Here is a 24,402-nt window from a genome sequence, read left to right on the forward strand (position 1 = left end):
GATGGCGGGGTGCAGGAGTTTCATTTTCGACATAAACATCTCACGGCGGGTGAAGTGAGTGCCAGCAAAATGCATCGCCTGCACCAGGTTAAACTCTTTTTTCCGGCGATTTGTCATATCACTCACGGCAGTAAGGTGATTGTGCAGGACGACAACCGCCTGGTGGCAACCCGGGATGAGCTCATCATTATCCCTGCCAATACGGCGATGGAGATTATCAACCAGCCTGCAAACGGTCTGTTTCACTCGGACTTGCTGATGTTATCGCCGGAAATTGTTGCCGAGTTCAAAGCGCATTACCTGAAATACTGGCCGCGCACGACGCTGCATTCGCTCTGCGCCCCGCTGAGCGAGGGGCTGGCGTTTATGTGGGATAACCTGCTGCATGCCGTGCGTCAGGATTTACCGGAGGCGCTGCAAAAGCATCAGGCCTTCGGGCTTTTGCTGGCATTGCTGCATGACGGCGCGGCAGGCCCGCTGCTTATTGAGCGAAACAATAACCTGACCGAGCAGGTGCGGCAGTTCATTATGCTGTCGCCCGCCAGAGCCTGGACCGCGCATGATGTCGCCAGCCGTCTGGCCCTGAGCGTGCCGACGCTGCGTAGACGGCTACGTGAAGAGTCGCAGAGTTTTCGCCAGATTGTGGAGGAGGTGAGAATGGCCGTTGCTTTGTCGCAGCTGCAGTCAACCCGATTACCGATTGGCGAAATCGCATTACAATGTGGGTATCTTTCCAGCTCTCGTTTCACCGCCCGTTTCCGGCAACACTATGGCTGTTTGCCGAAAGCGCTACGTTAAGGAGAAGAAATATGTCTAAAGTCTGCACCATCGCCTGGGTTCACGGCGTCGTTCAGGGGGTCGGATTTCGCTACAGCACCCAGCGCGAAGCAATTGAGCTTGGACTAACGGGATATGCGCGAAACATGGATGACGGCAGCGTTGAGGTGGTCGCCTGTGGCGAAGCGGAGCAGGTCGACAAGCTGGTGGCGTGGCTGAAAGCGGGTGGGCCGCGCAGCGCCCGGGTTGATAAAGTCCTCACGGAACCGCATCAACCCGGTCGGGAATACATGAACTTCGGTATTCGCTATTAAATACACTTCACCGGCTTAGGCAGGCCGGCAATCTTGGTGGCCTGTTTTGCCGGACCCTTAGGGAACAGACGATAGAGATAGCGGCTGTTGCCTTTCTCTTCACCGAACTTATTGGCCATCGCTTTGACCAGCATGCGGATGGCCGGAGAGGTGTTGAATTCAAGATAGAACTCACGGACAAAACGCACCACTTCCCAGTGTTCGGGCGAAAGGGCAATCCCTTCGTTTTCCGCAATTTTCTCCGCCAGCGGTTCGCTCCAGAGCGTCGTATCTTTCAGATAGCCTTCGCTATCGGTCTCAATTTCCTGGCCTGCAAAAATGAACATAGTCTTCTGTCGTGTGTGAAAAAATCGGCGACAGTGTAGCAAAAAAGCGGCCTCAGGATAAACCGTGGCCTACAGGAGCAGCTGCAGCAGATTGTTGGCGTTGAGCTTCTTCAGCGCGTTGCACTTATGGGATGAAACCTGTTTCTCTGACATGTGCGTCACGATGGCAATGTGGCGTACCGGCAACCCCGTCAGCATGAGATCGAGCACGTTGAATTCAGGCACGGTAAGGCAGCAGTCCAGGCTTCGAACGCGACGCGGCTCTTTGGCCAGCAGATATGCCGCATCCGCAACGGCGATCCTGTCATCGATGATATAAAGGGTTAACGTACCGAAACGCTTGCGTAAATGCGTCGCCAGCGCCCATCCCTTTTCGTTGCACACCAGATAAAGGCTCCCTTTCCAGCGGGCGGCTTCCAGCCTGAGCAAAATGTTGATCAGCGACTGATGCGTTGCCGCTACGGAAAAGCGGCAGCGGATGACAAGCACGCGACGGGTAAGCAGCGCTGGCTGCCATTTTACGGTGTCGCTTTGGATCTCTAACTGAACGCCCCGACGCAGCAGCGCATAGCGCAACCCCTCGGCGTAAAATCGATTATTGTCGAGAATGGCGTAACTCACGATGACCTCGTTATAACGTGCTGGGCGTATAGATAACGCGCAGCGTGCCGGTATAGTCACCCGCGTTTTTGCTGCTGGCGGTAAACGCAGGGGTTTTCAGGATAATAGGTGCAGGAATGCACAGTACGCTCTCGCGCCCGCCGGGCAGCACGACCTGGCGCAGATACTGCGGATCGTTGGTACCTTGCCAGACCAGGGTTTTACCGTTCGCGACGGTTTCGGTTGCGCCTGTGATGGGATTAGTGACGGAGACCCGATAATCGAGTCGATCCCGCGCGTCGGTCTGGCTTCCACCGCGCCGCCTGATAGAAAACGCGCCTTCGGCACGATCCGCTGAGGGGAGTCCGTCATCCTCAAACCGAAGATAGGCGCGGGTGCTGGTACTGTTCTTGCCGTCGTACAGACACATATCCAGCGAGTTTTCCCCCTGGATCTCGCTGCCCCCGGGACGCCCCGGGAAGTTGGTCAGGTTGAGGTTAACGACGGGCGTTGAGTGCGGAAAGGCCGGCAGATAGATCTGCTGATTACCCGGATCGACCACCTCAATGCGAATATTTGCCTGCCACCTGGCGATGGTGAGATAGCCAGGACAGCCGACATTCACGTCATTGAAGTTCCCGCCGCAGTCGGCGCTCCCCCACTGACGCAAGTCCTGCTTCAGCGTTGCGGTCCAGATCCCCGGCAGGGCGAGCTTATCCAGCTCGCTTTTCACGATATAGAAATCGAAGTAGGGCTCTCTGTTCCAGTTCGGAATGTCCGCCGTCCCTCCCGTGACAAAGCTCGCAAAGGTGAACACTCTGTTGTTGATAAACATGTAGTGATCGCCATAAACCTTGATATCCACCGTCTTGCCGGTGAGGGAATGCGTAAAACGTAAATTGATGGCATAGGGCGCGGCCGGGTTCGCCGAGAACCAGACCGGGGCGTTCATGCAGGCCCCGTACGTGGTGTCGGTCCGGGACTGACAGGTCAGGGTATTACGCCCCCACTTTTGCGGGTCGGCGGCGTCATAGCCACCCGATTCATGAAGCCAGATATCAAAACGCGCAGGCGGTGCCGTGCGGTCGAAGCTGATCCCTGCGCTGGTGTTGCGTCCCGCGGGGGCGCCCGCCAGCGTCTGGCCGGCCCACAGGCTTAAAAATAGTAAAATAAAGAGGTACTTAATCACATCATTTCCCTTTCACGAGGTTGTCGGCGTTCATGGCTGTCGGGCTGGCTGGGGTCGTTCGTCCGGCCAGCATCAGCTGCGCCTGCTGCTGGACGGCATCCGGCAGGGCAGAGAAGGTTAATTCCCGGCAGGGGATCGACCCGACGTAGCGCACGACGTCGCGCATACTCTTCACGTTCAGCGCGCACTGATAAAACTGCTGCTGACGCACCAGGTAGAGGTTATGCAGCAGGGCGTCGCTTTGGGCGCTAAACCCGCCGTTGCCAAGGTCGCTCCAGCCGTTCACGTTCAGCGGCACGCCGCCGATAAACGGCAAATGACGCTCGTCGGTTAGCTGGCCGAGCCAGGTGTAGCTGGCGGTGGTATGTACGTCCCGACGCAGCAGTTTGCCCGGCACCATAAACAGCGTTCTGCTGCCTGAGCCCTGCGTAATTTCACTGCTGGCTCCCCGTGAGACATCCAGCGATTCGTTTATCGTCAATGTTGTCTGCTGATAGCCCGGTACGGCGAAAAGCGCGCGGCTGTTGCCCGGAATGTCTGCGCTGCCGCTGTTATCCAGCGACACGGCGACGCCCGAGTCCTGGGTATCTTCCGGTGTGGCAACGTTAACCGTGACGGCTGAAGCGGGACGACCGTCGCTCCAGCGGCCCAGCCACAGGCCAGAGCGCGAGAGCGCAAGGGTCGAGCTGTAGTTGCCGCTGCTGCTCAGGGTGTGGCGGTTGTCCTGCCGATTCCAGGCATCGCTCACGGTCAGGCTGCCGTTGCCGTATCGTCCGCCCTGGCGCGTATAGGCTGAAGCGTTCAGCGAATCGCTGTTAATGCCCGACGCGCTCAGGCCATACTCATTTTCCCCGCGCGCATCGGCGTACCAGTTATGCGCCACGTTGTAGCTCAGCTGATTTTTTTCGCGCTGCTGGTGCTGCCACGTTGCGCCCAGAGAGGTATAGCTTGACGCATCGCCCTGACGGTTATGCGCCATGGACAGGCTCACGCTCAGGTAGCCGCCTTTATCCCTGCCTTCCCGGGAGTCATCGTTACGCATGAACAGGTTAATGCTGCTGTTAATATTCAGCCCATGGGTGCTAAACGCGTTGCTCAGCCCACCCTGCCAGGCGCGCGTGCGCGTGCGGGACATATAGACCGATTCCCACGGCAAACCCGCATCGTGGCGATCGTCGCTGTCCGGCAGCTCCCGGCGTGAAACGTACCGTCCTTCGTTGCGGTTATCCGAATACCCCAGGCTCGCATACCAGGTGCCGACAGGGACGGAGAACATCACCGAGAGGGTGCGATAGCAGCCGTTCACGGCATCAAACCCCGCGCTTTGGGTGTTGCAGTTTTCCGCTGATAGCGCGTTGCGATAAAGGCTCAGTGAAAAACCGTCGTTGTAGCTGATTTGCTGAATATTGCCGCGTTGACCTTCGCTGCCGTAAAGGTAGCTAAACCGGGTACTCAGCACGCCGTCGATCGGGCCCGCGTTGAAGCCCCGGCTCCAGTCGAGCGCATTTTCCAGGAAATGCTGGTTTTTCTTGAACGTTGCACCGCTGGTCAGCGCCAGCGTCGGGGTGACGGGCACACGTACGCCCGCCTGCGCAACCGCGCTGCGTTCTTCGTTCCGATCGCTATTGTCGGTTTCGCCCGCCTGCAGGAACCACTCGACGCGGTCGAATGGCGTAATGCCGGTTCGGGTAAACGGCACCTGCTCGGTGCGCGTCAGCCGGTTATTTTCATAGATGGAGAGCGTCACGGTGTAGCTCCCGTCCGGGAACGAGCGCGTGTCCAGGGTTTGCGCCCCGGCATTCAGGTAGAAGCTCGCCAGCAGCTGATTACCGCGGCGGGCGTCAATACGCGCGTCATGGGACAGCAGCACGGTGACAGGGGTTCCCTTCGACTGCTGCACCGGATTGATCCACGCCCGCGTCGAACCCGTGCGCAGCCCGCGGATCTTGCCGAGCGGCAGCTGGCTGAGGTTGATATTTCCGCCGGCATTACTGAACAGATCGCGGGTATCCATCTCGCCGGCCTGGACGTAGTACTGACGCAGAATATCCTGGCGGAACCAGGCGTTGTTGACGGTGATCTCCTGTTCCTGCTGGTGCCTTGAACGCTGCCCAAGCCACGTCCAGTCGAGGTTAACATAGCCGTCCTGCGTGAGCGCCAGTGCGCCATTGCCCTGCACGGTGGCTGACTGATAATCCCTGTCGGCAACAAAATTAATATTCTGCTGATGGATCAGCGCATTTTCGGTGCCCTGAGTCGGCTGATACCACTGGTTGTCCGATGTCGGCTTAGGCAGAAATTTCTTGTCCAGAAACAGGCCAATGCGGGCGTTATTTTCGTCATAGATAATGGCCGCGCGGTCGGTGTCTATGTAATCGCATCCCGCTGCGGAGCCGTTGCTGCTGCACGCCAGGTTGCCGTTACGGGCAAGCGGAACGGCCAGCGCGGCCGACACGGTGGCAACGAGGGCAGGATCGTCATTGAAGCGGCGTTTGATGGCCGCAACCACGTTGTCAGGCGCGACAAAGCTCACCGTTTCAAGCGTAATATCCGTTTCAAAAAGGCCAAGCGACTCGCCGTAGAGGTTCACCTCGGTCCACAGGCGCTGCGTTTTCGCCAGATCTTCAAAACCTGGCGGGACGGCCATCCCGGCACAGGCGAGTTGGATGGATGCGGGTAACAAAGCAACAAAGAGGAGAGTATTTCTGTGAAACGCCATGAACGAGCCTCGACATCATCCTGACGTCAGAGGGTGGGCACCCTCTGACGTTATTCCTTAGGTGCTGTGGTGTTATGCACCGCCTTCCGTGGTGGTCGCCTGCGTCAGCATCAGGCTGACTACGCCGCTGTACTGACCGGTTTTCAGAATGCCTTTGGTGGTCTGAGAAATGGTCAGCGGCAGTACCGCTGAGCCGTTTTCAATGCTCCCCGGGAACAGTTCAGTACCGGTATATTCAACATCTGCGGTGGTGAGGGTTTTATCGCCCAGCTTCACCGTCATAGGGATGGTCTCAGCGCCGTCGGCGTTCGCCAGCTGCGCTGCGCTAACCAGACGGACTTTCACGTTGCTGGTGGCGGAGTTAGACCATACCTTGGTATTCAGGCGGTAGCTTTCCAGACCACGACCTGGCAGGTACTGCATATCGATGCTTGCCGGCAGCGGGGTGTTATCGGCCTGGGTCATATCCAGCTGTGAATCAACGCTGGCGTTAACGGTAATGTCTTTTTGAATTGCCAGCGCGCTAAAGGACGTGGTCATCGCGGCAACAATCATCAGGGGTTTAAAATACTTACGCATTGATATCTCCATATTTACAAATGAGCACCCTGGCTCTTTAAACAACCCACATGGGGTTTTACAGTGACGTCGTGTTATTGCACGACGGGTAAATCAGCTTCTTCAGCGGTTTTATTCACCCAGTTGAAGTAGCGGAATTTATATTTCTGGCCGTGTATCGCTGTGAGCGTTTTTAATTTCCGTTCGGTGTCCGGATAAATCGTCGCGTCCTCTTTAATCCATTTACACGATGAATTTGCATCACAAATACCAATCTCTCTCAGCGGCACCCGCAGCGTGCCGTTGTTTTTAATCGTTCCCCTGAGAGGGTCAATCGACAGTGAAACCACGCTTTTTTCTGGCGCAAGGTGGATCAAGGCACCCCAAATGACATTGACGCCCAGCGTCGCCGTCGCTGCAGGGTTTTCTGCCTTGCCCGGAATAATGCTGTCAGGTTGCTTAACCCCTTCAAAATAGACGCGCCAGGTGGTCTCTTTTTCCGGTGGCGTTAGCGATACCAGGCGCACCACGCGCATTGCGCCTGCCGCAAGGGCAAATTTTTCGGGCGTGACAACAACGCCGCCTTCTTTCCACGAGGCCACATCAATCTCTTTTTCCTGGGCGGTGCCGGGATTAAGAATTTTCTTTTGCCTCACCCGAATGAACTGAATATCATCCGTTTTCGAAGCCACCTTAATTTGCGCCGCACCGGACTTATCCACGTTAAGTTCCATGGGGTACACGCTCATATTGGCCAGTGTCATTTCTGAGAAAAATGGCAATGACAGCGCGGCGACATAAAAGGCTGTTTTCACGTTCACTCTATTTTTCTGTTTCACATTCAGTCTGCCTGCTCTGAGTTCTTCGGCGGCGCGTTAACACCAGGTCACCGTCTGCTTTCGTATCGCTTCAGGGCAGGGAAACTTTAACCAGAACAGCAGTTTGTGAAAATTTGTATTAATTAACTCGTTAAATACAGTTTTTTATCCTGATTTTCTGGCATTAAGGTTGTATAGTTAAGCGAAAATACCGCGACCAGGGATGGGAAGAAAATTCCTTCTGATGAAAAAATAAGCAGTTCAGGAGGCGTTTTTCATGTCGATGTACCAGGGATAAAAAAGCATGCGGTAACAGCCGAGAATAAAAGATGTTTTTTATATGCAATAATTCGTTGTTATTCGATCCTGAAGCACATGCAATAAGTCTTGTTGGACAACCAGAAACTGTATTAACGCTTTCGGCGCCAGCCGTTCGGCTTTTGCAGGAATTTATTAAACACAAAGGACGCGACCTGAGTCGGGAGGAATTGATCGCTCGGGTGTGGGAGGAATTTGGCTTTACGCCATCGGGAAATAACCTTAATAAAGCGGTTAGCGAATTACGTAAAAGCTTCCAGTCACTGGGAGAAGGGCACGAATTTATCGTGACCGTGCCCCGTTACGGGTTTCGTTTTGAGGCCGATGTGATTTTTCAGCCCGGAGAAAATAAATCCACCGCTCCTCATCCCTCGTCCGTACCGCATGAGGTAAAGCCTCGACGCGCGTCCATGAAAAAATGGGCGATTGTGGCCGTATTGATCGTCGCTGCGCTGGGGGCGACCCTCTATTTTAGCCGACAGCAGGAGATTTTCGTTCCGGCGAAACTCAAGCCGGTTAAGGATAAAATCGCGCGTTGCAGCATCTGGATTATTAACGATCACGGAAGACCGCTGGTGTTATCGAAGTTAGCGGAGCGGCTGGAGGCCAGTAACGTGGCGTGCGAACGCGAGGAGTACGACATTTATTATTTCAGCGCCCGTTTTTCTCTTTCCGCTGCAGATGAGGTGTTCATTGGCGCCTGCCCGGTCAGCCAATCCAGCCTGTGTAAGACCATACGTTATAAAAGCGGGGCACAAAAATGAAAATAAAACTTCTTTTTGGGCTGGGCGGTGCGCTGGTCGGTGGTGCCCTGGCGCTGTTTTACTATTCCGGCTGTGCGGTTAAAAAGGATGTGCTGGCCTGCGGCACGGAATTTAACTTTACGCGCAATGAGGGAGAAGCCAGTGAAGTGAAGGTCAATGCCGTTGCCCAGTTCTATTTTCATCGCGATGGAACAGGAGTGACCACCTATAAAGGCGCGGCAAGGGCCGGCGGGCAAAATTTGATCGTTGACCGGGATGTGGACTTTACCTGGGAGCAGCGGGACGATGATAAGGTCATTGTGTTGAGCTACACCAAAACCTGGCGGCGGCACAATGACAATACGCCGGATGAACAGTGGGGTAGCTTCGCGTATCCGACCGCACGCTACTACCTGACCATCTCTGAGCTCGCGCCTTCCGTGTGGCTAATACAGGACCGGCGATACCCGACCTATATTTGCCGGGGTGAGTAGGGCATAAAAAAAGGAGAATGCCAGCGGCATTCTCCTTAATGTTTCAGCAGGTCGGCTTAGTCGCGGCTGGCGAAGCCCAGGATGCTCAACAGGCTGACGAAGATGTTGTACAGCGACACGTACAGGCTCACGGTGGCGCGGATATAGTTCGTCTCACCGCCGCGAATGATGTTGCTGGTTTCGAACAGGATCGCGCCGGAAGAAATCAGAATAAACACGGCGCTAATCGCCAGGTGCAGGGCCGGCAGCTGCAGGAAGATGTTTGCCACCATACCCACCAGCACCACCACAACACCCGCCATCAGCATACCGCCGAGGAAGGACATGTCCTTACGTGTAGTCAGCACGTAGGCCGAGCAGCAGAAGAACACCAGCGCGGTACCGCCCAGCGCCATACCGATAAGGTCGCCCATTCCGGCAGACAGATACGCGTTCAGCATTGGCCCCAGGATGTAGCCCAGGAAGCCGGTGAAGGCAAACGCAGACAGAATACCGACCGGTTTGTCAGCGGTTTTGTAGGTCAGGAACATCAGACCGTACATGCCCACCAGCGTCAGGATCAGCCCCGGGGATGGCAGCATCAGCACGGTGCTGGCGGTTGCGGTGATCGCTGAAAATGCCAGCGTAAGGCTGAGCATGAAATAGGTATTGCGCAGCACCTTGTGGGTGCTGAGTAGCGATGTGCGGTCGCGCGAAGAAGTAATTATACGATCCATGAGTCACTCTCTTATGACAGATGTAATTAACGGAAAGAATAGGAAACGGCGCGTCAGTCTCAAAGTGGTTTTACCCATCTTTACTCAGCACCTTAGCGCCGGAGGTGGTGGTTTCTTCTGCGAAAGTTCATTTCGCCAGGATGAACAGCGGTTTAAAAGTATTTACCAGATCAAGCTCTTATAGGTTACTGAAAAATATTGCGTTATTACCGTTCGGGCGCTAAGAGTTATTTCCGGATCGTCATAAAACAGACAATAAGGCGAAGGAAATGAAACCACAAGCACGCACTCACTTTACGCTCTCTTTACTCACCGCCGGGATCCTGTGCGCCAGCACGGCAGCCTGGGCGGCGAACGTGCCGGCAGGAACCGCGCTGGCCGATAAGCAGGAACTGGTCAGGAATAACGGCAGTGAACCGGCCTCGCTCGACCCGCACAAAGTCGAAAGCGATGTCGAATTCAATATTATCAGTGATTTATTCGAAGGGCTGGTGAGCGTATCCCCGGCAGGCGAAGTCCAGCCGAGGCTGGCAGAAAAATGGGAGAACAAGGACAACACCGTCTGGACGTTCCATTTGCGCCCGGGCATCACCTGGAGCGACGGCACGGCGATTACCGCAGAAGATGTGGTCTGGAGCTGGCAGCGCCTGATCGACCCGAAAACCGCTTCGCCGTACGCGAGCTATCCGGGCAACATGCATATCGCCAACGCGGCCGATATCGCTCAGGGGAAAAAAGCGCCCGACACGCTGGGCGTAAAAGCGATTAACGACACCACGCTGGAAGTGACGCTCACCCAGCCAAACGCCGCGTTCCTCGCGATGCTGGCGCACCCGTCGCTGGTGCCGGTGGATAAAGTGCTGATTGGTCGTTTCGGCGATAAGTGGACCAAGCCGGAGCATTTCGTCAGCAGTGGGGCGTACAAGCTGTCGCAGTGGGTGGTCAACGAACGCATCGTGGCGGAGCGTAACACGCGCTACTGGGATAACGCGCATACCGTGATTAACAAGGTCACTTATCTGCCCATCACGTCCGAGGCCTCGGACGTGAACCGCTTCAAAGCGGGCGAGATTGATATTGTGTATACGGTGCCGATTAACCAGTTTGCTCAGCTGAAGAAAACCCTGGGCAGCCAGCTGGATGTCTCTCCGCAGCTGGCGACCTATTACTACGAATTCAATACTACCCGGCCGCCGTTCAACGACGCGCGCGTGCGCAAGGCGCTGAACATGGCGCTGGATAAAGACATCATTGCCGGGAAAGTCTTAGGGCAGGGGCAGCGCCCGGCGTGGCTCATCAGCCAGCCGGATATCGGCGGCGTTAAGCTACAGAACCCGGATTACGCCAGCTGGCCGCTGGACAAGCGTATCGCTGAGGCGAAAAAGCTGCTGAACGAGGCCGGGTATAACGCCAGCCATCCTCTGAGCTTCAACCTGCTCTATAACACCTCTGAATCGCACCAGCGTATCGCCATTGCTGCCAGCTCCATGTGGAAGAAAAACCTTGGCGTGGAGGCAAAGCTGCAGAATCAGGAGTGGAAAACCATGCTGGACACCATGCATACCCACAACTTCGATGCGGTGCGCTACGCCTGGATTGCCGATTATGACGACGCGGCGACCTTCCTGAACAACTTCCGCACCGGCGACAGCGAAAATACCAGCCAGTACAGCAACCCGGAATACGACGGGGCGCTGGTGAATGCCGCAAAAGCCAAAACAGCCGAGGAGCGGGGTAAGTACTACCAGCAGGCGGAAGATCTGCTGGGACGCGATGTGCCGGCCATTCCGGTTTATCACTACGTTCGTACGCACCTGGTGAAATCGTGGGTGGGCGGATTTACGCCGGATAAGCTGGGGTACTATTTCACGAAAGATATGTACATTAAAAAGCACTAAGCCTGTGCTGATAAAATCGTCGATGTGTCGTCAGTTCAACCGATTAAACACGTTTTGACTATTTTTACAGCGAACGAATGGCGCGACTCTTTACAGCGCGCGGTGAGGTGTTTATAGTTCGCCTCACTTAGGAAGTGTGGCCGAGCGGTTGAAGGCACCGGTCTTGAAAACCGGCGACCCGAAAGGGTTCCAGAGTTCGAATCTCTGCGCTTCCGCCAGATATAAACCCCAGGTTACTCGTGAACCTGGGGTTTTTCTTTTTGTCCTACCGCGGATTTCCCCTTCACCAGACTCTGGCCATTCCTTCGCTTGCCGGGCGAACGAGCGTAAAACCAAATTTGGCATAAAGCTCGGGCACATCTGCCATTAAACAAACGTACGCCCCTTTACAGGCATGGTCATCCAGCCAGGCAACCAGCGTTTCCATGATCGCTCTGCCGAGCCCTTTCCCCTGATGAAGGGGATCGACGGCGACGTCGACAATATCGAAATTCAACGCACCGTCCCCCACGATTCGCCCCATACCCACCGGTTTACCCTCACACAGAATATGCATGCCATAACAGCTGCCGGGCAGCGCTTTTCGGGCCGCCTCCAGCGGGCGAGGGCTAAGACCCGAGATTTCGCGCAGGCGGCAAAAGTCCTCCGCAGCGGGGACGGTTTCAACCACGGTATAGTCAGGCATTAAAAAGCTCCAGTCAGCGTTCAGTAAGATGCCCCAGTCTGGCAGTAAAAGGGACTAATGACGATTTCACAGACCGATCCAGATCACACTTTTAACCTCCCGCTATTCCCCTGTAAAAACCAGGCGTTATCATTCACCCCGTAAATACCTATTTATCTCTTACCGAGGCTTTGATGCTGGAGAATGTTTTCATCAGATAATCAGTTTCCCGCCCTCTTCAGGACGGACTGGTTATCGCTGCGCTTAAACCTTACGCACGCACCTTTGGGTGTGGGCTCGTTTTTACGCATGATGATTACACAGGTTTTCCAGTATGAATTTATCCCGTCAGGAACAACGTACCTTACACGTTCTCGCCAAAGGTGGACGTATTGTGCACGTCCGCGACAGTTCTGGCCGCATCACGTCCGTTGAGTGCTATACCCGAGAAGGGGTGGTGCTGAGCGACTGCACGCTTAACGTCTTCAAAAAACTCCGTACTAAAAAGCTGATCCGATCCGTGAACGGGCAGCCTTACCGCATCAACACCACCGGGCTGAACAACGTTCGCGCCCAGCTGGATAATCGCTAAGGAGCAGTGATGAATACACCTTACACAGATAGCTATGACCGCGCTTTTTTGCTCGACACCATGATGGGCCCAAACGCCATGCGGCTTACCGAGGAGCTGGTTGCTCAACTGCAAATTACTCCCGGGATGCGCATTCTCGATCTCGGCTGCGGGAAAGGGATCTCTTCTATCCTGCTCGCCGAAAAATATGACGCCACGGTGTTTGCCGCCGATCTGTGGATTACGCCGGGTGAAAATGCGGCGCGCTTCAGTGAACGGGGTCTGGACGGGAAAATCTTTCCGCTTCTGGTTGATGCCACAAAAGCGATCCCGTTTGCGCATGACTACTTTGACCTGATCGTCAGCGTGGATGCTTATCAATACTTTGGCAACAATGACGCCATGCTGGGCACGCTGCTACCTTTCCTGAAACCCGGAGGACATATTGCGGTTGCCGTTCCCGGGTTTATCGGAGAGTACAGCGAAACGCATCTCCCGGAGGTGGTTAAACCTTTCTGGACCCCCGAGTGGTATTTCTATCCGCTCTGCTGGTGGAAAGCGCTGTGGGAAAAAGAGCCCGGTGCGATTCTGACCACCGTGCGGGAAATGGACACCTGCCAGCAGGCGTGGGATGAGTTTATGCAATGCGAGATAGCCCAGGAGATGATGGTGCCCATTATGGACGCGGGCGCCGGGGCCTATTTCAACATGATCCAACTGGTTGCGCAGAAGCGCTAAGAGGTAATAAACAACGCCACCCCTGGGTGGCGTTGAACGTAACGTCTATGAGCGGATAAAGGCCAGAATGTCGGCGTTAATGGTATCCGCATGGGTGGTATGCATCCCGTGTGGGAAGCCCGGATAAATTTTCAGTACGCTGTTCGCAAGCAGTTTGTCCTGCAGAAGAGCGGCGTTCTTATACGGCACGACCTGATCGTCGTCGCCCTGCATCACCAGAACGGGAATCGTGATGGTTTTCAAATCTTCAGTCTGGTCGGTTTCTGAAAACGCCTTGATCCCCTCATAGTGGGCCTTGGCGCTGCCGATCATTCCCTGACGCCACCAGTTCTGGATCGTACCCTGCGAAACGTCTGCCCCATCCCGATTAAACCCGTAGAAAGGACCGCTGGCGACGTCGAGGTAAAACTGGGCGCGGTTAGCCGCCAGCGCTTTGCGGAAGCCGTCGAAAACCTCGACGGGCGTTCCGCCGGGGTTAGCGTCCGTTTTTACCATCAGAGGCGGGACGGAACTCACGAGCACCGCTTTGGCGACGCGCCCCTGCGGCTGGCCGTACCTGGCTACGTAGCGGGCGACCTGGCCGCCGCCGGTGGAGTGGCCGACGTGCACGGCATTGCGTAAGTCCAGGCTTTCAACAACGGCCGACGCATCGGACGCATAGTGATCCATATCATGCCCTTCGCTCACCTGATCCGAACGTCCATGACCGCGGCGATCGATAGCGATAACGCGATAGCCTTCCGCAAGGAAGAAGAGCATCTGGTTATCCCAGTCATCGGCACTCAGCGGCCAGCCGTGGTGGAAGACAATAGGCTGAGCCTCTTTAGGGCCCCAGTCTTTGTAGTAAATGTTGACGCCGTCTTTCGTTGTTACGAATGCCATACCGCAGACTCCTCTGTTAAAGACAAAACGATCGCCGGCTGACCGCGCAGCGAATCATTAATGCCTTAATTAAGTTGACTTTTTTCTATTTTCCGTACCGACAGTACCCCTAAAGTGTAGGTGAAATAGTTAAAGCGGTTGGTTTCATTTTGGTTAAAGGCATTCCTCAACCCCGTCAGCGTTCCCCCGGCGATGACCGCTTACGCGTATACATTGCCTTGTCAGCGCTATTGAGCAACGTATCGGCATCGGCAGCGTCATGAGGAAAGCGTGCGATGCCGATACTGCCGGAGATGGCAATCACAAGCTCGTTAATCAAAAATGACTGTGCCAGTGCAGCGCTGACCTTTTCCGCCGTTTGCAGGGGTAATGGATCGCTGGTCGTTAAATCGGGGAGCAGGGCGACAAACTCATCGCCGCCGAGGCGGGCAACCGTGTCGCCTTCGCGCAGTACGCTTTGCAGACGAAATGCGACGAGCCGCAGCAATTCATCACCGACGGCATGGCCGTGGAGATCGTTCACCGGTTTAAACCGGTCGAGGTCGATAAACAGCAGCGCCACTTCCCGGTCGTTAGCGATAGCCTGTGTGATGGCCTGCTCAAGACGGTTAACGAATAATCTCCGGTTCGGTAACCCGGTCAGGGCATCAAAGTTGGCGTGCAGCCAGGCGATATGTTCACGCTGTTTGCGATCGGTAATATCGCGGATGAATGCCGAAAAGATTTGCTTACCCGCTTGCTGATGCGGCCATATCGACAGCTCAATAGGGAACTCGCCCTTGGTGCGATGTAGCGCAGCGATCTCGATAGTGCGGTTGAGAATATTCGACGGCTGGGCGGCCTTAAAGCGCATCAGGCCGCGCGCGTGCTGCTCGCGAAATTCCTCGGGCACGATCATATCGCCAAGACTGTTGCCTGTCGCTTCTTCGGCTGACCAGCCGAACATGCGTTCTGCTGCCTGGTTCCAGTTCACGACGATCCCAGCGTGATCGATGGTGATCACCGCGTCCTGTGCGGTCTCAACCAGCTGGCGATGGTACTCTTCACTCTCTTCCAGCGCCTGCTTCATCGACTCTATCTGGCTGATGCTTTCCTGCAGTTCGCGGTGTATTTCCGCCAGCGAAAGGGAGAAGAAGCGGATCCGCTCTTCAACGGACATATTTTTCATTTCTGAATAGAGGTCGCTGGCGGTACGTGGCGGCATAATGAATTCCTGACAAAAGGGTTAAGCACCTGTCAATTATGGTGCTTTAGATAACTTTTTGTACCCGGATTATGGCTGGACAACGGCAGGAGGCTTGCAGGTAATTTGGGCAATAGATATGAAACGGGCTCTGGAGCATACCTCCAGAGCCTGCCGGGTTAGCGGTTTTCTTCGATATAGCGGGCCAGGTCCGCCGGGGTTTTCAGCACCGTCGCCACGTCGGTTGGTGGGATCATACAGCCGTAAACGTCCTGCACTTCCAGCACCATATCGACTGCCAGGATGGAGTCGAGAATATCGGATTCAATCAGCTCATCGTGAAAGCCCACCTTACGGGATAACACTTTTTCGAACAGGGCGAGAATTTCTTGTTCCATAATTTTTCCTGGGGTCATTAATTTGTGCGGGCGTAAGCGTCCAGCAGCTTGCGGTCAATTTTGCCGTTAGGGTTCAGCGGCAAAGCGTCTTTTACGATAATTTGTGAAGGCACCATGTAGTGCGGAACCACCTTCGACAGCGAGGTTTTAATCGCATCCGGTGGCAGCTCCGTCACGCAAAACGCGGCAATGCGCAGCACGCTGCCGCAGGATTTCATCAGCGGCAGAACCACCGCTTCGCTGATGCCGGACATGGCCAGCAGGCGGTTTTCAATCTCGTTGATTTCAATACGGTAGCCATTCAGCTTGACCTGACTATCGTTGCGCCCCTGGCAATAGATGAGCCCCGCGTCATACCCCAGGTCGCCGGTCCGGTAGCCGCGAAACGCTTCATTTTCCCGACGGAGTAATTTTTCCGCGTTCTCCTGCGGCAGGCCGAGGTAGCCGCGCATGACGTTTTTACCCCAGATAATCAGCTCGCCCTCGGGAGAAATTTCCATTTTGCTTTCGGGCATCATGACCCCTACCGGCAGCACGGCGCTGTCGCTGTTGAGGATCTCATCCGTAATCTCAACCACGGTTGTCGCGACAGTCGCTTCCGTTGGGCCATAGGAGTTAATGATTTTGGCCTGCGGGAAACGGCGGCGTAACTGTTTAACCAGCGCCTTATTGAGCACTTCACCAATGAAGATAAACACGTTGAGCGCCGGCAAATACTCACTGTTGAACTGCGGGGACAGCAGCTGCTGGTACGCAAAAGAGGGGGTAGAAACCCAGGCGGAGACCGCGTTGGCCTTCAGTCGCGCCAGCCAGTTCTCTTTATGAATATCCTCTTTGGCGTTCAGCACGATGTGTCCACCCATCGCCAGGTTCGCCAGTAAAGGGATAAGGGAAAGGTCAAAACTGAACACCGCGTGGTTCATCAGCACCGGTTTTTCCGGCAGTGAAAAGTCCCGGCTGACCCATTTCATAAAGTGCCAAACGCTTTCACGCCCAATCTGCACGCCTTTAGGCTTGCCGGTGCTGCCTGAGGTAAACATGATGTAGGCCAGATCCTGCTCCTCAAGCACCTTGCCCGCTTCGCCGGTGGCGATGAACTCCCGGGTCGCGACGTCGTAATAGTAAGGGGCACTGGCCAGATGGCAGATCTCGCGAAGGCGCTCCTGCGGGTAAATGCAGTCCACCGGGATGTACGGAATGTTGTGCAGCAGACAGCTATAAATCGCCACGGCGAACTCGGCCTGCTGGTGTCCATACAGTACAACCGGCGTACCTGCAGCAGGCTGGCAACGCCGATAGCGCTGCGCCCAGTCCGTCACGGCAGCAGAAAGCTGTAGCCAGCTTAAGGCGTCGTCGCTGCCGCTGATGGCCAACTGCTGCGGGCAGGCCGGGTCGCAAAATGCCGCACGCAAGAAATCCTGCAGTTCCTGAAGATCGGAGTGATTTTTCATAGAGGTGACATTCCACTGAAGATGTAAAGGGAGCCCGCGGCGCTTCCCAGCGTCAGAATTCGCCCCAAAAATGCGACAGCCGGATACTGCAATCCACGGTGTAACGCCGGGCTGCGTTTGGCTGACCACAGCAGCATGTTATGCGCGACGGAAATCGCGCCGAACAGCGCGCCGCTGATGACGTAATGGCGCTCCAGGCCATTCCACGCGCCCATGCAGAACAGGGTGCAAAAAATACCGATATTTTGCGCAAGCGTTTTGTTCTGGCGGAAAAAGTTGAACTTCATCAGGTTCATGTACACCGGCATAAAGACCACATCGCGCAGCCATTCAGACAGGCTGATGTGGAAGCGGCGCCAGAAATCCTGCGGGTTCTTTGCCAGAAGCGGCATATTGAAGTTTGCCGGAATGTTCAGGCCGAATAAGCGGCCTGCACCGATGGCCATATTGCTGTAACCCGCAAAATCAAAGTAGAGGTAGGCGCTATAGGCAATCGACATCACCACGCCGACGGTCAGCGTAAACGGCTTGTGGCTCCACGGTTGCACAACGAACGTATCGACAAGCATGGCAAACAGGAACTTCTGGATAATGCCGGTAACGATCTGCTCTAGCGCCACCAAAAACTGCTCGCGGTTAAGAGAAAATACGGGCTTGCTGACGTCGCTCATCCATGTCCGCCAGCGGTACATGGGACCGGCCAGGATAATAAAGGGCATAAACAGATAGCAGAAATAGTGCAGGAAATTCTGCTCCTCTTTTTTACTGCGATAGAGCAATACGTCTACCGCGCGGAACGTCATAAATGAGAGGCCGATCATTCCCCAGTGGTTATTTAAATGCAGCTTCACTAAAAATAAGGGCAGCAGCGTTAAAATGATTGCCTGCCAGGTTTTTAACCAGCCTTTCTCTTTAAAAGTCGCGAGCACATAAAAAGTGATAAAAACGGCCGCCGGGACAATATAGTCCCCCTGAAATATATAGCCCCAGCCGACCGCCGTCAGTACCGACAGCGCCGACAACCCGGTCAGGCGATGGCGCAATACGCGATTAACCAGCGCAAACGCCAGGGCGGATGAAAATAAATAGACAAAAAACATGCCTGAGCTGTACATCATTCGGCCTCAGAACTTTTGATATTCAAAATGCAGCTGCATACTCATGCTGTCATCGACAGAGGTCCACGCGACGATGGTGATCGCCAGCAGGAGATAAAGGAAAAAAAGACGGATCGCAATTTTCATTATTTAAAGCTCTGTGCAATAAAGCGAATCATAGGAACCCAGGCCAGTTCGGAAGGGTGCAGACGATCCCAGTTCCAGCCATTCTGATAAGGCATTGCGTACATATCTAAATAAGGGATCTGGTTGTCTTCCAGAATGGTTTTAATTTGCTTATCCACCGGGCGGAAGGTATCGGTATTGTAAAGCGCCCAGGGGTTGACCGGGTCGACGATAGCAATGACCTGTACGTGACGATCTTTCAGCAACTGGACGGTTTTTCTGAACGCGGCGATTTGCGCAGGCACCACCGGCGTGTCATCCCACTGCTGCGGCTTACCGTCCTCTTCGTAAATCGCTTTGTCCATCCATAGGGTGGCCGCGCTCTGCTGGCGTTTTCTATTTAACTCGCGCGCATTCGCCAGCTCTTTATTCCAGTCAGGCGCAATGTGGGCTGTGGGCTGCTGCGGCCATGGACGTACCGCCTCGGGCGTCACGTGGAGCAGGGCCAGCCAGTCGTTTTTGATCATTGTGCAGACGTTGGCAAACTGGAAGCTCAGCTCGTCCCACATCAGACCGGGGTGCCAGCCAAAGACGCGCATTTGGCCGAAGGTTAAATGGCTTATCTCTTTCGCATCAATATGTTTTAAGTAATTAACCAGTAACGGGCGCGCCTGCGGATCCTTCATCAGAGGATTAAAAACAGAACCCGGGAAATTATCTGCATAGATAGCAGGGGGCAGACCTTTTGAATAAAAACTGTCGGGTGCCAGAAGTAAAACAACTTTACTGTTTGCGTTAAGGCTATTTTTAAAACGTGAGAACAGTAAAAATTGCGTTTCGTCATCAACAAACGCATCGCCATACGCCACAACGGGTTTGTGTAATTGCTTATTAAAGTAATTATATACCGCGTAATGTTCATCTTCTGAGGTGGCAACTTCAGAGGCGCCAATGAAGAAAATAGCATTCCCTTCCAGGGCATGAGAAATGGTGGCAATTTTTTCCGCCTGTTCTTTAGGCGTGCCCGCCATTGATTTAATCAGCGGCTGGAAGGTGAGCGGCGGGTTGAAGCTCGACACTAACGGATGAACACAGAGAAACAATATGGCCAGGGTCGCCATCAGGATATGTAAGCAAAGCGTATTTTTGATTTTCATCATCAACCAGTAAGACTACATGGCAGTAATTTCTACAATCTGTGGGTAATCAGATTTACAACAATTACACAACAAATGGCCGTTTATTTTTTTGGGCATTCTATACCAGAGCGATTTAAAAGGATGAGCGTTGCTGTGTTACGGTATGTACAAGAGAGCGGAAGCGGGGGCCGGAGACGCGACCGGGTGACTTTTTGCGCAGTCAAACGCCTGTGGGTAAAAATAGAAAAATTCCTGCTTTACAAGGCGCTAATAGATGTTTATAGTGCGCCTCACTTTGGAAGCGTGGCCGAGCGGTTGAAGGCACCGGTCTTGAAAACCGGCGACCCGAAAGGGTTCTAGAGTTCGAATCTCTACGCTTCCGCCAAATTTGAAACCCAGGTCGTTATGCGACCTGGGTTTTTTTATGCACAGAAAACCCCTTTCGATCTGTTAATGACGTTCAAATACAGGAACAGGACGTTCTGGCGCTGAGGTGACTTCGTCGATACTGCAGCGGCGTCTGGCGCATCATCTTTTTAAAGCAGGTAATGAAATAGGTTACCTCGCTAAACCCAACTGCCAGCGCAATGGCGTCAATACTCTCATCGCTGTACCGCAAGAGATCGCAGCTGCTTTTTATCCGCCGGGTCAGCAAATATTCGTGGATGCTACCGCCGGTCTGCTGGCGGAAAATTCGTGAGGTATAGCTGCGCGAGAGCCGCAGGTCGTGGGCTAGCTGGTCGAGCGAAAACTTGCTGGCATAGTGGGCTTCGACCCAGCTCATAATCCGCGAGGCGACGGTCTGCTGGCGCGGCGGATAGGGCTGCGGCTGCTCGGGCAGAAACGTCATGAGCTGCATTACCAGAAATGCCACCTCGCAGGCCACGGTCTGCTCGTTGCCCTCCAGGCGCTGAAACTGTTCAAGGATCCTCTCGATAAACGCCGCGTGCTCGCTGAGATCGTAGATTTGCGCCGGCAGATTGCTGGCGGCCAGCGCGGCAAACCGGGCCTGATGGCGCGGGAAGGCGCTGAGCGCACTTTCGACGACCGATTGCTCAATGTGCATGGTGGTGCGGTGATAGGGGTTTTTATCGCTATGATCGACCTGCACTTTGTGCAAACGGAAGGGCGGGAAGATAAATAATCGCCCCGGACGTGCGGTGTAGTGCTGATTATCCACCACCACGATGCCGTAGCCGCTGGAAATATAGAGCAATTCAACGCATTGATGCCAGTGGTAGTAAATCGCGCTGGTGGTATACATGCGGTTAAAAGAAATGGCCTGCCGATCGAGCGTAATGCGTTCCAGCAGCTGCGTTTCACCCATTTTGCCTCCAGGACAACAGATTTAAATTTTTAGGCCATCATTTGTAATTTATCCCCCTCCCCATCGACAAAATCCAGAAAAAATGAAATGGCGGTTTAATTTTGTGAGTCCGCTCACTCAGCGCCGGGAATAAAAGCAGTTACTCTGCATTCAGACGTCGCACGCGTGGCTTTAAAAAAGCCTAATAACAATAACTTATCTCTACCCTCGTGTAATGCGGGAGGACCCTGTGCAACCTGAAAACATTAAGCTGGATAATCCACTGACAAGCCGGGAAGAGGTGCAACGGCTGGTCAACGACATGCTGAACGCGGTGGCGCCTTATTTTAAAAATGACGCCAGCCGCATTGATTTAGCGAACTTTACCGCTCACTACGGCCAGCAGGTCGCGAGTATGGAAACCTTTTCCCGCCTGCTGTGGGGCGTGACGCCGCTGTTGGCCGGCGGCAGTGAGCCGCAACGCTTCACTTTCTACTTACAGGCGATAAAAAACGGCACTAATCCGCAGCACGCCGATTACTGGGGCGACGTCGCGCCCTACGATCAGCGAATCGTCGAGATGGCGGCCTACGGGCTGCTGCTGGCGCTGGCGGGCGAAACCGTACTGGCACACTTCACTGAGGCGGAAAAAGCGAATTTATGGCGCTGGCTAAAGCAGTGCGAGACCCAGGACATCCCCGATAACAACTGGCACTTCTTTCCGATTCTGGTTCAGGTCGGCTTCCATTATTGCGGCATGCCCACCAACCAACAGGCGCTGGAAGACCACTTTGCTGCCATGGAGCACTACTATCTTGGCGACGGCTGGTACTCCGATGGCCCGGGCCGGCCGCGCGACTATTACATCTCGATGGGCTTCCATTTCTATGGCCTGATTTACGCGAAGCTCATGGTCGATGTCGATCCAACGCGTTGCGCAACGCTGCGTCACCGGGCCGCGCGTTTCTCCTCTGACTTCATCCATTTCTTTGCCGAAGACGGCGCGGCGATCCCGTTTGGCCGTAGCCTGACCTACCGCTTTGCCGAAGCGGCGTTCTGGAGCGCGGCGGCCTTCGCCGGGCTGGAGGTCTTTTCTCCCGGCGTGATCAAGGGCATCGTTTTGCGCCATCTGCGCTGGTGGCTGAAGCAGCCGATATTCGACCGCGACGGCGTGCTGAGCGTTGGCTACAGCTACCCCAATCTGGCGATGGCGGAAGACTACAACGCGCCGGGTTCGCCGTACTGGGGTCTGAAGACCCTGCTGGTGCTGGCATTAGATGAGGGCGATGCCTTCTGGCAGGCGGCTGAGCTGCCACTGCCGACGCTGCCCGCGCAGCACACGATAGCCCACGCGGATCAGGTGGTGGTGCATCAGGCCGATCACCTGTGGATGCTGACTTCCGGCCAGCTGGAGCTGAACAACTTTGTGAATACCGAAGCGAAATATTGCAAGTTTGCCTATTCCACCCGCTTTGGCTTCACCATTGAACGTGGGCGCTACGGCCTGAACCATGCTGCGCCCGATTCGATGCTGCTGCTGGCCGAAAAGGACAACTACTGGCGCGGCCGCCGCGAATGCCAGCGCGTGGTCACCGCTGACGGCACCATTTACAGCCGCTGGCTGCCGTGGCGTGACGTGGTGATTGATAGCTGGCTGCTGGCGCTGGGCGACTGGCAGCTGCGCGTCCATCGCATCAATACCCGGCGCGCGCTGGACTGCGCGGAGGGGGGCTTTAGCCTGGCAAACCGCCCGCAGCCGCAGGCACACGAGAGTGACGGCACCTGCTGGTTACGCAGTGCTCAGGACGTCTCGGCCATCTTCTGTTTACATCCGCACGCCCGCCGTGGCGAGACGGTGTTGACGCCGCCAAACAGTAATCTGCTGTTCGCCGATCGCGCAGCGGTGCCGCTGTTGCGCGGCGAGCTCGACCCCGGCACGCATTTGCTGATAAGCGCGGTGTGGGCGGGAAACGCCGCCGACTTCGATCCGCAATGCTGCCCGCAGGCCTTCAGGAGCGATGACGCGGTACGCTTCGTGACGGCGCGACAGGAAACGACGCTCGTTCTGGCCCCGGAGGCATCCCTATGAGCACATCATCGTCCGTACGCGCCGCGCAGTACAAAATGAGTACCTTTATTTTTCTCTACTTCTTCACCTGGTCATCCAGCTTTGGCCTGTACGCCCTGTGGCTGAGCCAGAAAGTGGGGCTCGACAGCGTCACCATCGGCAGCGTGTTCGCCATCAACGGCGTCTTCGCGGTGGTCCTGAAGCCGGTGTACGGCTACATCATGGACAAAATCGGCATGAGCAAGTGGCTGCTCTATTTTGTCTGCGCCATTTCTGCGCTGATGGCGCCGTTCTTCGCGCTGGTGTACCAGCCGCTGCTGCAAAGCCATGCGATGGCGGGGATTATCATCGGCGCGCTGTATCTGAGCCTGGGCTGGTACGCCGGCGTGGCGGCGTCTGAATCCTACGCCGACCGCTTTAGCCGCCTGTACGGGCTGGAGTTTGGCCGCATCAGAATGTGGGGTTCGCTGGGCTGGGCGATGGCGGCCTCGGTCTCCGGGCTGTTGTTTAACTTCACGCCGCTGGCCAACTTTCTGCTCAGCAGCGGTACCTCGGTGCTGATGCTGCTGGTGCTGATGAGCCTCAAAATCGGCGACGAGCAGCTGCGCAATAACAGCGTTATTTCCGCCAATAAGATCGTCTTTGCCGATGTGCTGATGCTGCTGAAAAACCGCAAATTCTGGATGTTCAGCCTCTACGTCGCCGGGGTGGCGTGGATGATGTTTATCGCCGAACAGCAGTTCCCGCGCTACTTCGTGTCGTTCTTCGCCACCAAAGAGCAGGGGAATGCCTGGTACGGCTACCTGAGCACCGTCCAGTCGGGGATGGAGTTCGTGATGATGATGTTTATCCCGTGGCTGGTGAACCACTACGGCGCCAAGCGGGGCCTGCTGTTCTGTGGCTGCGTGGTAGGGGCAAGGCTGATCGCCTCCGGACTGACCAGCGACCCGATTGTTATCTCCATCATCAAACCGTTTTATGGCGTCGAGATCGCGCTGCTGCTGATTTCGGTCTTCAAATACATCGCCGAGCATTTCCATCGTCGGGTTAACGCCACGATGTACCTGCTGGGCTACCAGGCGATGATTTACGTTGGCTCGATTGTGGTCGCCCCGCCTGCCGGCTATCTGTACGACAGGATAGGCTTTGAGCATACCTATCTGCTGATGGGCTGCTGCGCCCTGATATTTACGCTGATTTCCGCCTTTACGCTGTCGCGCTGCCAGTCGACGCGCGATGCCTCACGGCCTTTTGCTACGGCTTTAGATACCGCCCCGGTTGAACCGGCCAAACATTAGTTCAGGAGTTG

24 protein-coding genes and 2 tRNA genes are annotated in these 24,402 nt (G+C 55.2%); 11 read left to right on the forward strand and 15 right to left on the reverse strand.

The features are described 5' to 3' along the window. Window positions 1-9 precede the first annotated feature (9 nt). Both AC3WOK_RS01240 and yccX read left to right on the forward strand, forming a co-directional pair. Window positions 10-798 (forward strand): AraC family transcriptional regulator, encoded by a 789-nt coding sequence (locus AC3WOK_RS01240; protein WP_492353791.1) that lies wholly within the window; start codon window positions 10-12, stop codon window positions 796-798. Window positions 799-809: 11 nt separating this feature from the next. Next, window positions 810-1,091 carry an acylphosphatase gene (gene yccX / locus AC3WOK_RS01245; RefSeq protein WP_059310384.1) on the forward strand — a complete coding sequence of 94 codons (282 nt, stop codon included), beginning with the start codon at window positions 810-812 and terminating at the stop codon, window positions 1,089-1,091. On the opposite strand, the gene tusE is transcribed toward yccX, so the two are convergent. The 6 genes from tusE to AC3WOK_RS01275 form a co-directional block, all read right to left on the reverse strand. Next, on the reverse strand, window positions 1,088-1,417 hold the full coding sequence (gene tusE, locus AC3WOK_RS01250) for a sulfurtransferase TusE (protein WP_028012611.1): 330 nt from the start codon (window positions 1,415-1,417) through the stop codon (window positions 1,088-1,090). The genes yccX and tusE overlap by 4 nt on opposite strands. Window positions 1,418-1,486: 69 nt before the next feature. Beyond that, window positions 1,487-2,038 carry a LuxR C-terminal-related transcriptional regulator gene (locus tag AC3WOK_RS01255; RefSeq protein ID WP_059310383.1) on the reverse strand — a complete coding sequence of 184 codons (552 nt, stop codon included), beginning with the start codon at window positions 2,036-2,038 and terminating at the stop codon, window positions 1,487-1,489. Between the two features lie 10 nt (window positions 2,039-2,048). Continuing rightward, complete coding sequence (locus tag AC3WOK_RS01260; RefSeq protein WP_492353792.1) at window positions 2,049-3,206, reverse strand: CblD like pilus biogenesis initiator family protein; 1,158 nt, start codon at window positions 3,204-3,206, stop codon at window positions 2,049-2,051. A gap of 1 nt (window position 3,207) precedes the next feature. Beyond that, window positions 3,208-5,925 (reverse strand): TcfC E-set like domain-containing protein, encoded by a 2,718-nt coding sequence (locus AC3WOK_RS01265; RefSeq protein ID WP_492353793.1) that lies wholly within the window; start codon window positions 5,923-5,925, stop codon window positions 3,208-3,210. Window positions 5,926-5,997: 72 nt separating this feature from the next. After that, the gene (locus AC3WOK_RS01270; RefSeq protein ID WP_047346867.1) at window positions 5,998-6,504 is read right to left on the reverse strand and encodes a CS1 type fimbrial major subunit; all 507 of its coding nucleotides are present in this window, start codon (window positions 6,502-6,504) and stop codon (window positions 5,998-6,000) included. A 74-nt stretch (window positions 6,505-6,578) separates the two neighbouring features. Then, on the reverse strand, window positions 6,579-7,322 hold the full coding sequence (locus AC3WOK_RS01275; protein WP_492353794.1) for a fimbria/pilus periplasmic chaperone: 744 nt from the start codon (window positions 7,320-7,322) through the stop codon (window positions 6,579-6,581). A gap of 308 nt (window positions 7,323-7,630) precedes the next feature. On the opposite strand from AC3WOK_RS01275, the gene AC3WOK_RS01280 reads away from it, so the two are divergent. Together AC3WOK_RS01280 and AC3WOK_RS01285 are read left to right on the forward strand one after the other, a co-directional pair. Further along, window positions 7,631-8,383 carry a winged helix-turn-helix domain-containing protein gene (locus AC3WOK_RS01280; RefSeq protein ID WP_492353795.1) on the forward strand — a complete coding sequence of 251 codons (753 nt, stop codon included), beginning with the start codon at window positions 7,631-7,633 and terminating at the stop codon, window positions 8,381-8,383. Beyond that, window positions 8,380-8,856: a hypothetical protein gene (locus AC3WOK_RS01285; RefSeq protein WP_059311122.1), complete on the forward strand. Its 477-nt coding sequence runs from the start codon at window positions 8,380-8,382 to the stop codon at window positions 8,854-8,856. The genes AC3WOK_RS01280 and AC3WOK_RS01285 overlap by 4 nt, the downstream gene beginning before the upstream one ends. 56 nt (window positions 8,857-8,912) lie before the next feature. Here the strand turns inward: AC3WOK_RS01285 and yccA are convergent, their stop codons facing one another. Next, on the reverse strand, window positions 8,913-9,572 hold the full coding sequence (yccA, locus tag AC3WOK_RS01290) for an FtsH protease modulator YccA (RefSeq protein WP_023335168.1): 660 nt from the start codon (window positions 9,570-9,572) through the stop codon (window positions 8,913-8,915). 269 nt (window positions 9,573-9,841) lie between these two features. On the opposite strand from yccA, the gene AC3WOK_RS01295 reads away from it, so the two are divergent. After that, window positions 9,842-11,470 (forward strand): ABC transporter substrate-binding protein, encoded by a 1,629-nt coding sequence (locus AC3WOK_RS01295; RefSeq protein ID WP_492353796.1) that lies wholly within the window; start codon window positions 9,842-9,844, stop codon window positions 11,468-11,470. A 130-nt stretch (window positions 11,471-11,600) separates the two neighbouring features. Continuing rightward, window positions 11,601-11,688 (forward strand) — tRNA-Ser (locus AC3WOK_RS01300). Between the two features lie 65 nt (window positions 11,689-11,753). Here AC3WOK_RS01300 and AC3WOK_RS01305 read toward each other — a convergent pair. Further along, window positions 11,754-12,155 (reverse strand): GNAT family N-acetyltransferase, encoded by a 402-nt coding sequence (locus tag AC3WOK_RS01305; protein ID WP_059311120.1) that lies wholly within the window; start codon window positions 12,153-12,155, stop codon window positions 11,754-11,756. Window positions 12,156-12,468: 313 nt separating this feature from the next. Here AC3WOK_RS01305 and AC3WOK_RS01310 point away from each other — a divergent pair, with 313 nt between their 5' ends. Together AC3WOK_RS01310 and AC3WOK_RS01315 are read left to right on the forward strand one after the other, a co-directional pair. Then, window positions 12,469-12,726 carry a YjhX family toxin gene (locus AC3WOK_RS01310; protein ID WP_447855371.1) on the forward strand — a complete coding sequence of 86 codons (258 nt, stop codon included), beginning with the start codon at window positions 12,469-12,471 and terminating at the stop codon, window positions 12,724-12,726. 9 nt (window positions 12,727-12,735) lie between these two features. Beyond that, window positions 12,736-13,443: an SAM-dependent methyltransferase gene (locus tag AC3WOK_RS01315; protein ID WP_059311118.1), complete on the forward strand. Its 708-nt coding sequence runs from the start codon at window positions 12,736-12,738 to the stop codon at window positions 13,441-13,443. A 45-nt stretch (window positions 13,444-13,488) separates the two neighbouring features. Here the strand turns inward: AC3WOK_RS01315 and AC3WOK_RS01320 are convergent, their stop codons facing one another. The 6 genes from AC3WOK_RS01320 to AC3WOK_RS01345 form a co-directional block, all read right to left on the reverse strand. After that, on the reverse strand, window positions 13,489-14,325 hold the full coding sequence (locus AC3WOK_RS01320) for an alpha/beta fold hydrolase (RefSeq protein WP_059311117.1): 837 nt from the start codon (window positions 14,323-14,325) through the stop codon (window positions 13,489-13,491). 175 nt (window positions 14,326-14,500) lie between these two features. Next, complete coding sequence (locus tag AC3WOK_RS01325) at window positions 14,501-15,529, reverse strand: diguanylate cyclase domain-containing protein (protein ID WP_492353797.1); 1,029 nt, start codon at window positions 15,527-15,529, stop codon at window positions 14,501-14,503. Between the two features lie 158 nt (window positions 15,530-15,687). Next, complete coding sequence (locus AC3WOK_RS01330; protein ID WP_008499867.1) at window positions 15,688-15,906, reverse strand: acyl carrier protein; 219 nt, start codon at window positions 15,904-15,906, stop codon at window positions 15,688-15,690. A gap of 17 nt (window positions 15,907-15,923) precedes the next feature. Continuing rightward, complete coding sequence (locus AC3WOK_RS01335) at window positions 15,924-17,357, reverse strand: AMP-binding protein (RefSeq protein WP_492353798.1); 1,434 nt, start codon at window positions 17,355-17,357, stop codon at window positions 15,924-15,926. Next, a complete protein-coding gene (locus AC3WOK_RS01340) occupies window positions 17,354-18,472 on the reverse strand; it encodes an MBOAT family O-acyltransferase (protein WP_492354221.1) in 1,119 nt (372 codons plus the stop codon). The genes AC3WOK_RS01335 and AC3WOK_RS01340 overlap by 4 nt, the downstream gene beginning before the upstream one ends. Window positions 18,473-18,600: 128 nt before the next feature. Continuing rightward, on the reverse strand, window positions 18,601-19,737 hold the full coding sequence (locus AC3WOK_RS01345; protein WP_492354222.1) for a D-alanyl-lipoteichoic acid biosynthesis protein DltD: 1,137 nt from the start codon (window positions 19,735-19,737) through the stop codon (window positions 18,601-18,603). Between the two features lie 279 nt (window positions 19,738-20,016). Here AC3WOK_RS01345 and AC3WOK_RS01350 point away from each other — a divergent pair. Then, window positions 20,017-20,104, forward strand: a tRNA-Ser gene (locus AC3WOK_RS01350). 75 nt (window positions 20,105-20,179) lie between these two features. Here the strand turns inward: AC3WOK_RS01350 and AC3WOK_RS01355 are convergent. Continuing rightward, the gene (locus AC3WOK_RS01355) at window positions 20,180-21,046 is read right to left on the reverse strand and encodes a helix-turn-helix domain-containing protein (protein WP_492353799.1); all 867 of its coding nucleotides are present in this window, start codon (window positions 21,044-21,046) and stop codon (window positions 20,180-20,182) included. 229 nt (window positions 21,047-21,275) lie between these two features. Between AC3WOK_RS01355 and AC3WOK_RS01360 the strand changes: the two genes are divergently transcribed. Then, complete coding sequence (locus AC3WOK_RS01360; RefSeq protein WP_492353800.1) at window positions 21,276-23,114, forward strand: DUF2264 domain-containing protein; 1,839 nt, start codon at window positions 21,276-21,278, stop codon at window positions 23,112-23,114. Then, a complete protein-coding gene (locus tag AC3WOK_RS01365) occupies window positions 23,111-24,391 on the forward strand; it encodes an oligosaccharide MFS transporter (RefSeq protein WP_492353801.1) in 1,281 nt (426 codons plus the stop codon). The genes AC3WOK_RS01360 and AC3WOK_RS01365 overlap by 4 nt, the downstream gene beginning before the upstream one ends. Window positions 24,392-24,402: the final 11 nt, after the last annotated feature.

The sequence above is a fragment of the Enterobacter sp. FW301-JW81 genome (assembly GCF_058788735.1).

Excerpts from the sequence above, each read along its gene's own strand:
- AC3WOK_RS01320 (WP_059311117.1), bottom strand. The coding sequence starts at position 14,325 with ATGGCATTCGTAACAACGAAAGACGGCGTCAACATTTACTACAAAGAC.
- AC3WOK_RS01325 (WP_492353797.1), bottom strand. The coding sequence starts at position 15,529 with ATGCCGCCACGTACCGCCAGCGACCTCTATTCAGAAATGAAAAATATG.
- AC3WOK_RS01315 (WP_059311118.1), top strand. The coding sequence starts at position 12,736 with ATGAATACACCTTACACAGATAGCTATGACCGCGCTTTTTTGCTCGAC.
- AC3WOK_RS01285 (WP_059311122.1), top strand. The coding sequence starts at position 8,380 with ATGAAAATAAAACTTCTTTTTGGGCTGGGCGGTGCGCTGGTCGGTGGT.
- AC3WOK_RS01365 (WP_492353801.1), top strand. The coding sequence starts at position 23,111 with ATGAGCACATCATCGTCCGTACGCGCCGCGCAGTACAAAATGAGTACC.
- AC3WOK_RS01335 (WP_492353798.1), bottom strand. The coding sequence starts at position 17,357 with ATGAAAAATCACTCCGATCTTCAGGAACTGCAGGATTTCTTGCGTGCG.
- tusE (WP_028012611.1), bottom strand. The coding sequence starts at position 1,417 with ATGTTCATTTTTGCAGGCCAGGAAATTGAGACCGATAGCGAAGGCTAT.
- AC3WOK_RS01270 (WP_047346867.1), bottom strand. The coding sequence starts at position 6,504 with ATGCGTAAGTATTTTAAACCCCTGATGATTGTTGCCGCGATGACCACG.
- AC3WOK_RS01345 (WP_492354222.1), bottom strand. The coding sequence starts at position 19,737 with ATGAAAATCAAAAATACGCTTTGCTTACATATCCTGATGGCGACCCTG.
- AC3WOK_RS01310 (WP_447855371.1), top strand. The coding sequence starts at position 12,469 with ATGAATTTATCCCGTCAGGAACAACGTACCTTACACGTTCTCGCCAAA.
- AC3WOK_RS01340 (WP_492354221.1), bottom strand. The coding sequence starts at position 18,472 with ATGTACAGCTCAGGCATGTTTTTTGTCTATTTATTTTCATCCGCCCTG.
- yccX (WP_059310384.1), top strand. The coding sequence starts at position 810 with ATGTCTAAAGTCTGCACCATCGCCTGGGTTCACGGCGTCGTTCAGGGG.
- AC3WOK_RS01305 (WP_059311120.1), bottom strand. The coding sequence starts at position 12,155 with ATGCCTGACTATACCGTGGTTGAAACCGTCCCCGCTGCGGAGGACTTT.
- yccA (WP_023335168.1), bottom strand. The coding sequence starts at position 9,572 with ATGGATCGTATAATTACTTCTTCGCGCGACCGCACATCGCTACTCAGC.
- AC3WOK_RS01295 (WP_492353796.1), top strand. The coding sequence starts at position 9,842 with ATGAAACCACAAGCACGCACTCACTTTACGCTCTCTTTACTCACCGCC.
- AC3WOK_RS01355 (WP_492353799.1), bottom strand. The coding sequence starts at position 21,046 with ATGGGTGAAACGCAGCTGCTGGAACGCATTACGCTCGATCGGCAGGCC.
- AC3WOK_RS01330 (WP_008499867.1), bottom strand. The coding sequence starts at position 15,906 with ATGGAACAAGAAATTCTCGCCCTGTTCGAAAAAGTGTTATCCCGTAAG.
- AC3WOK_RS01280 (WP_492353795.1), top strand. The coding sequence starts at position 7,631 with ATGTTTTTTATATGCAATAATTCGTTGTTATTCGATCCTGAAGCACAT.
- AC3WOK_RS01265 (WP_492353793.1), bottom strand. The coding sequence starts at position 5,925 with ATGGCGTTTCACAGAAATACTCTCCTCTTTGTTGCTTTGTTACCCGCA.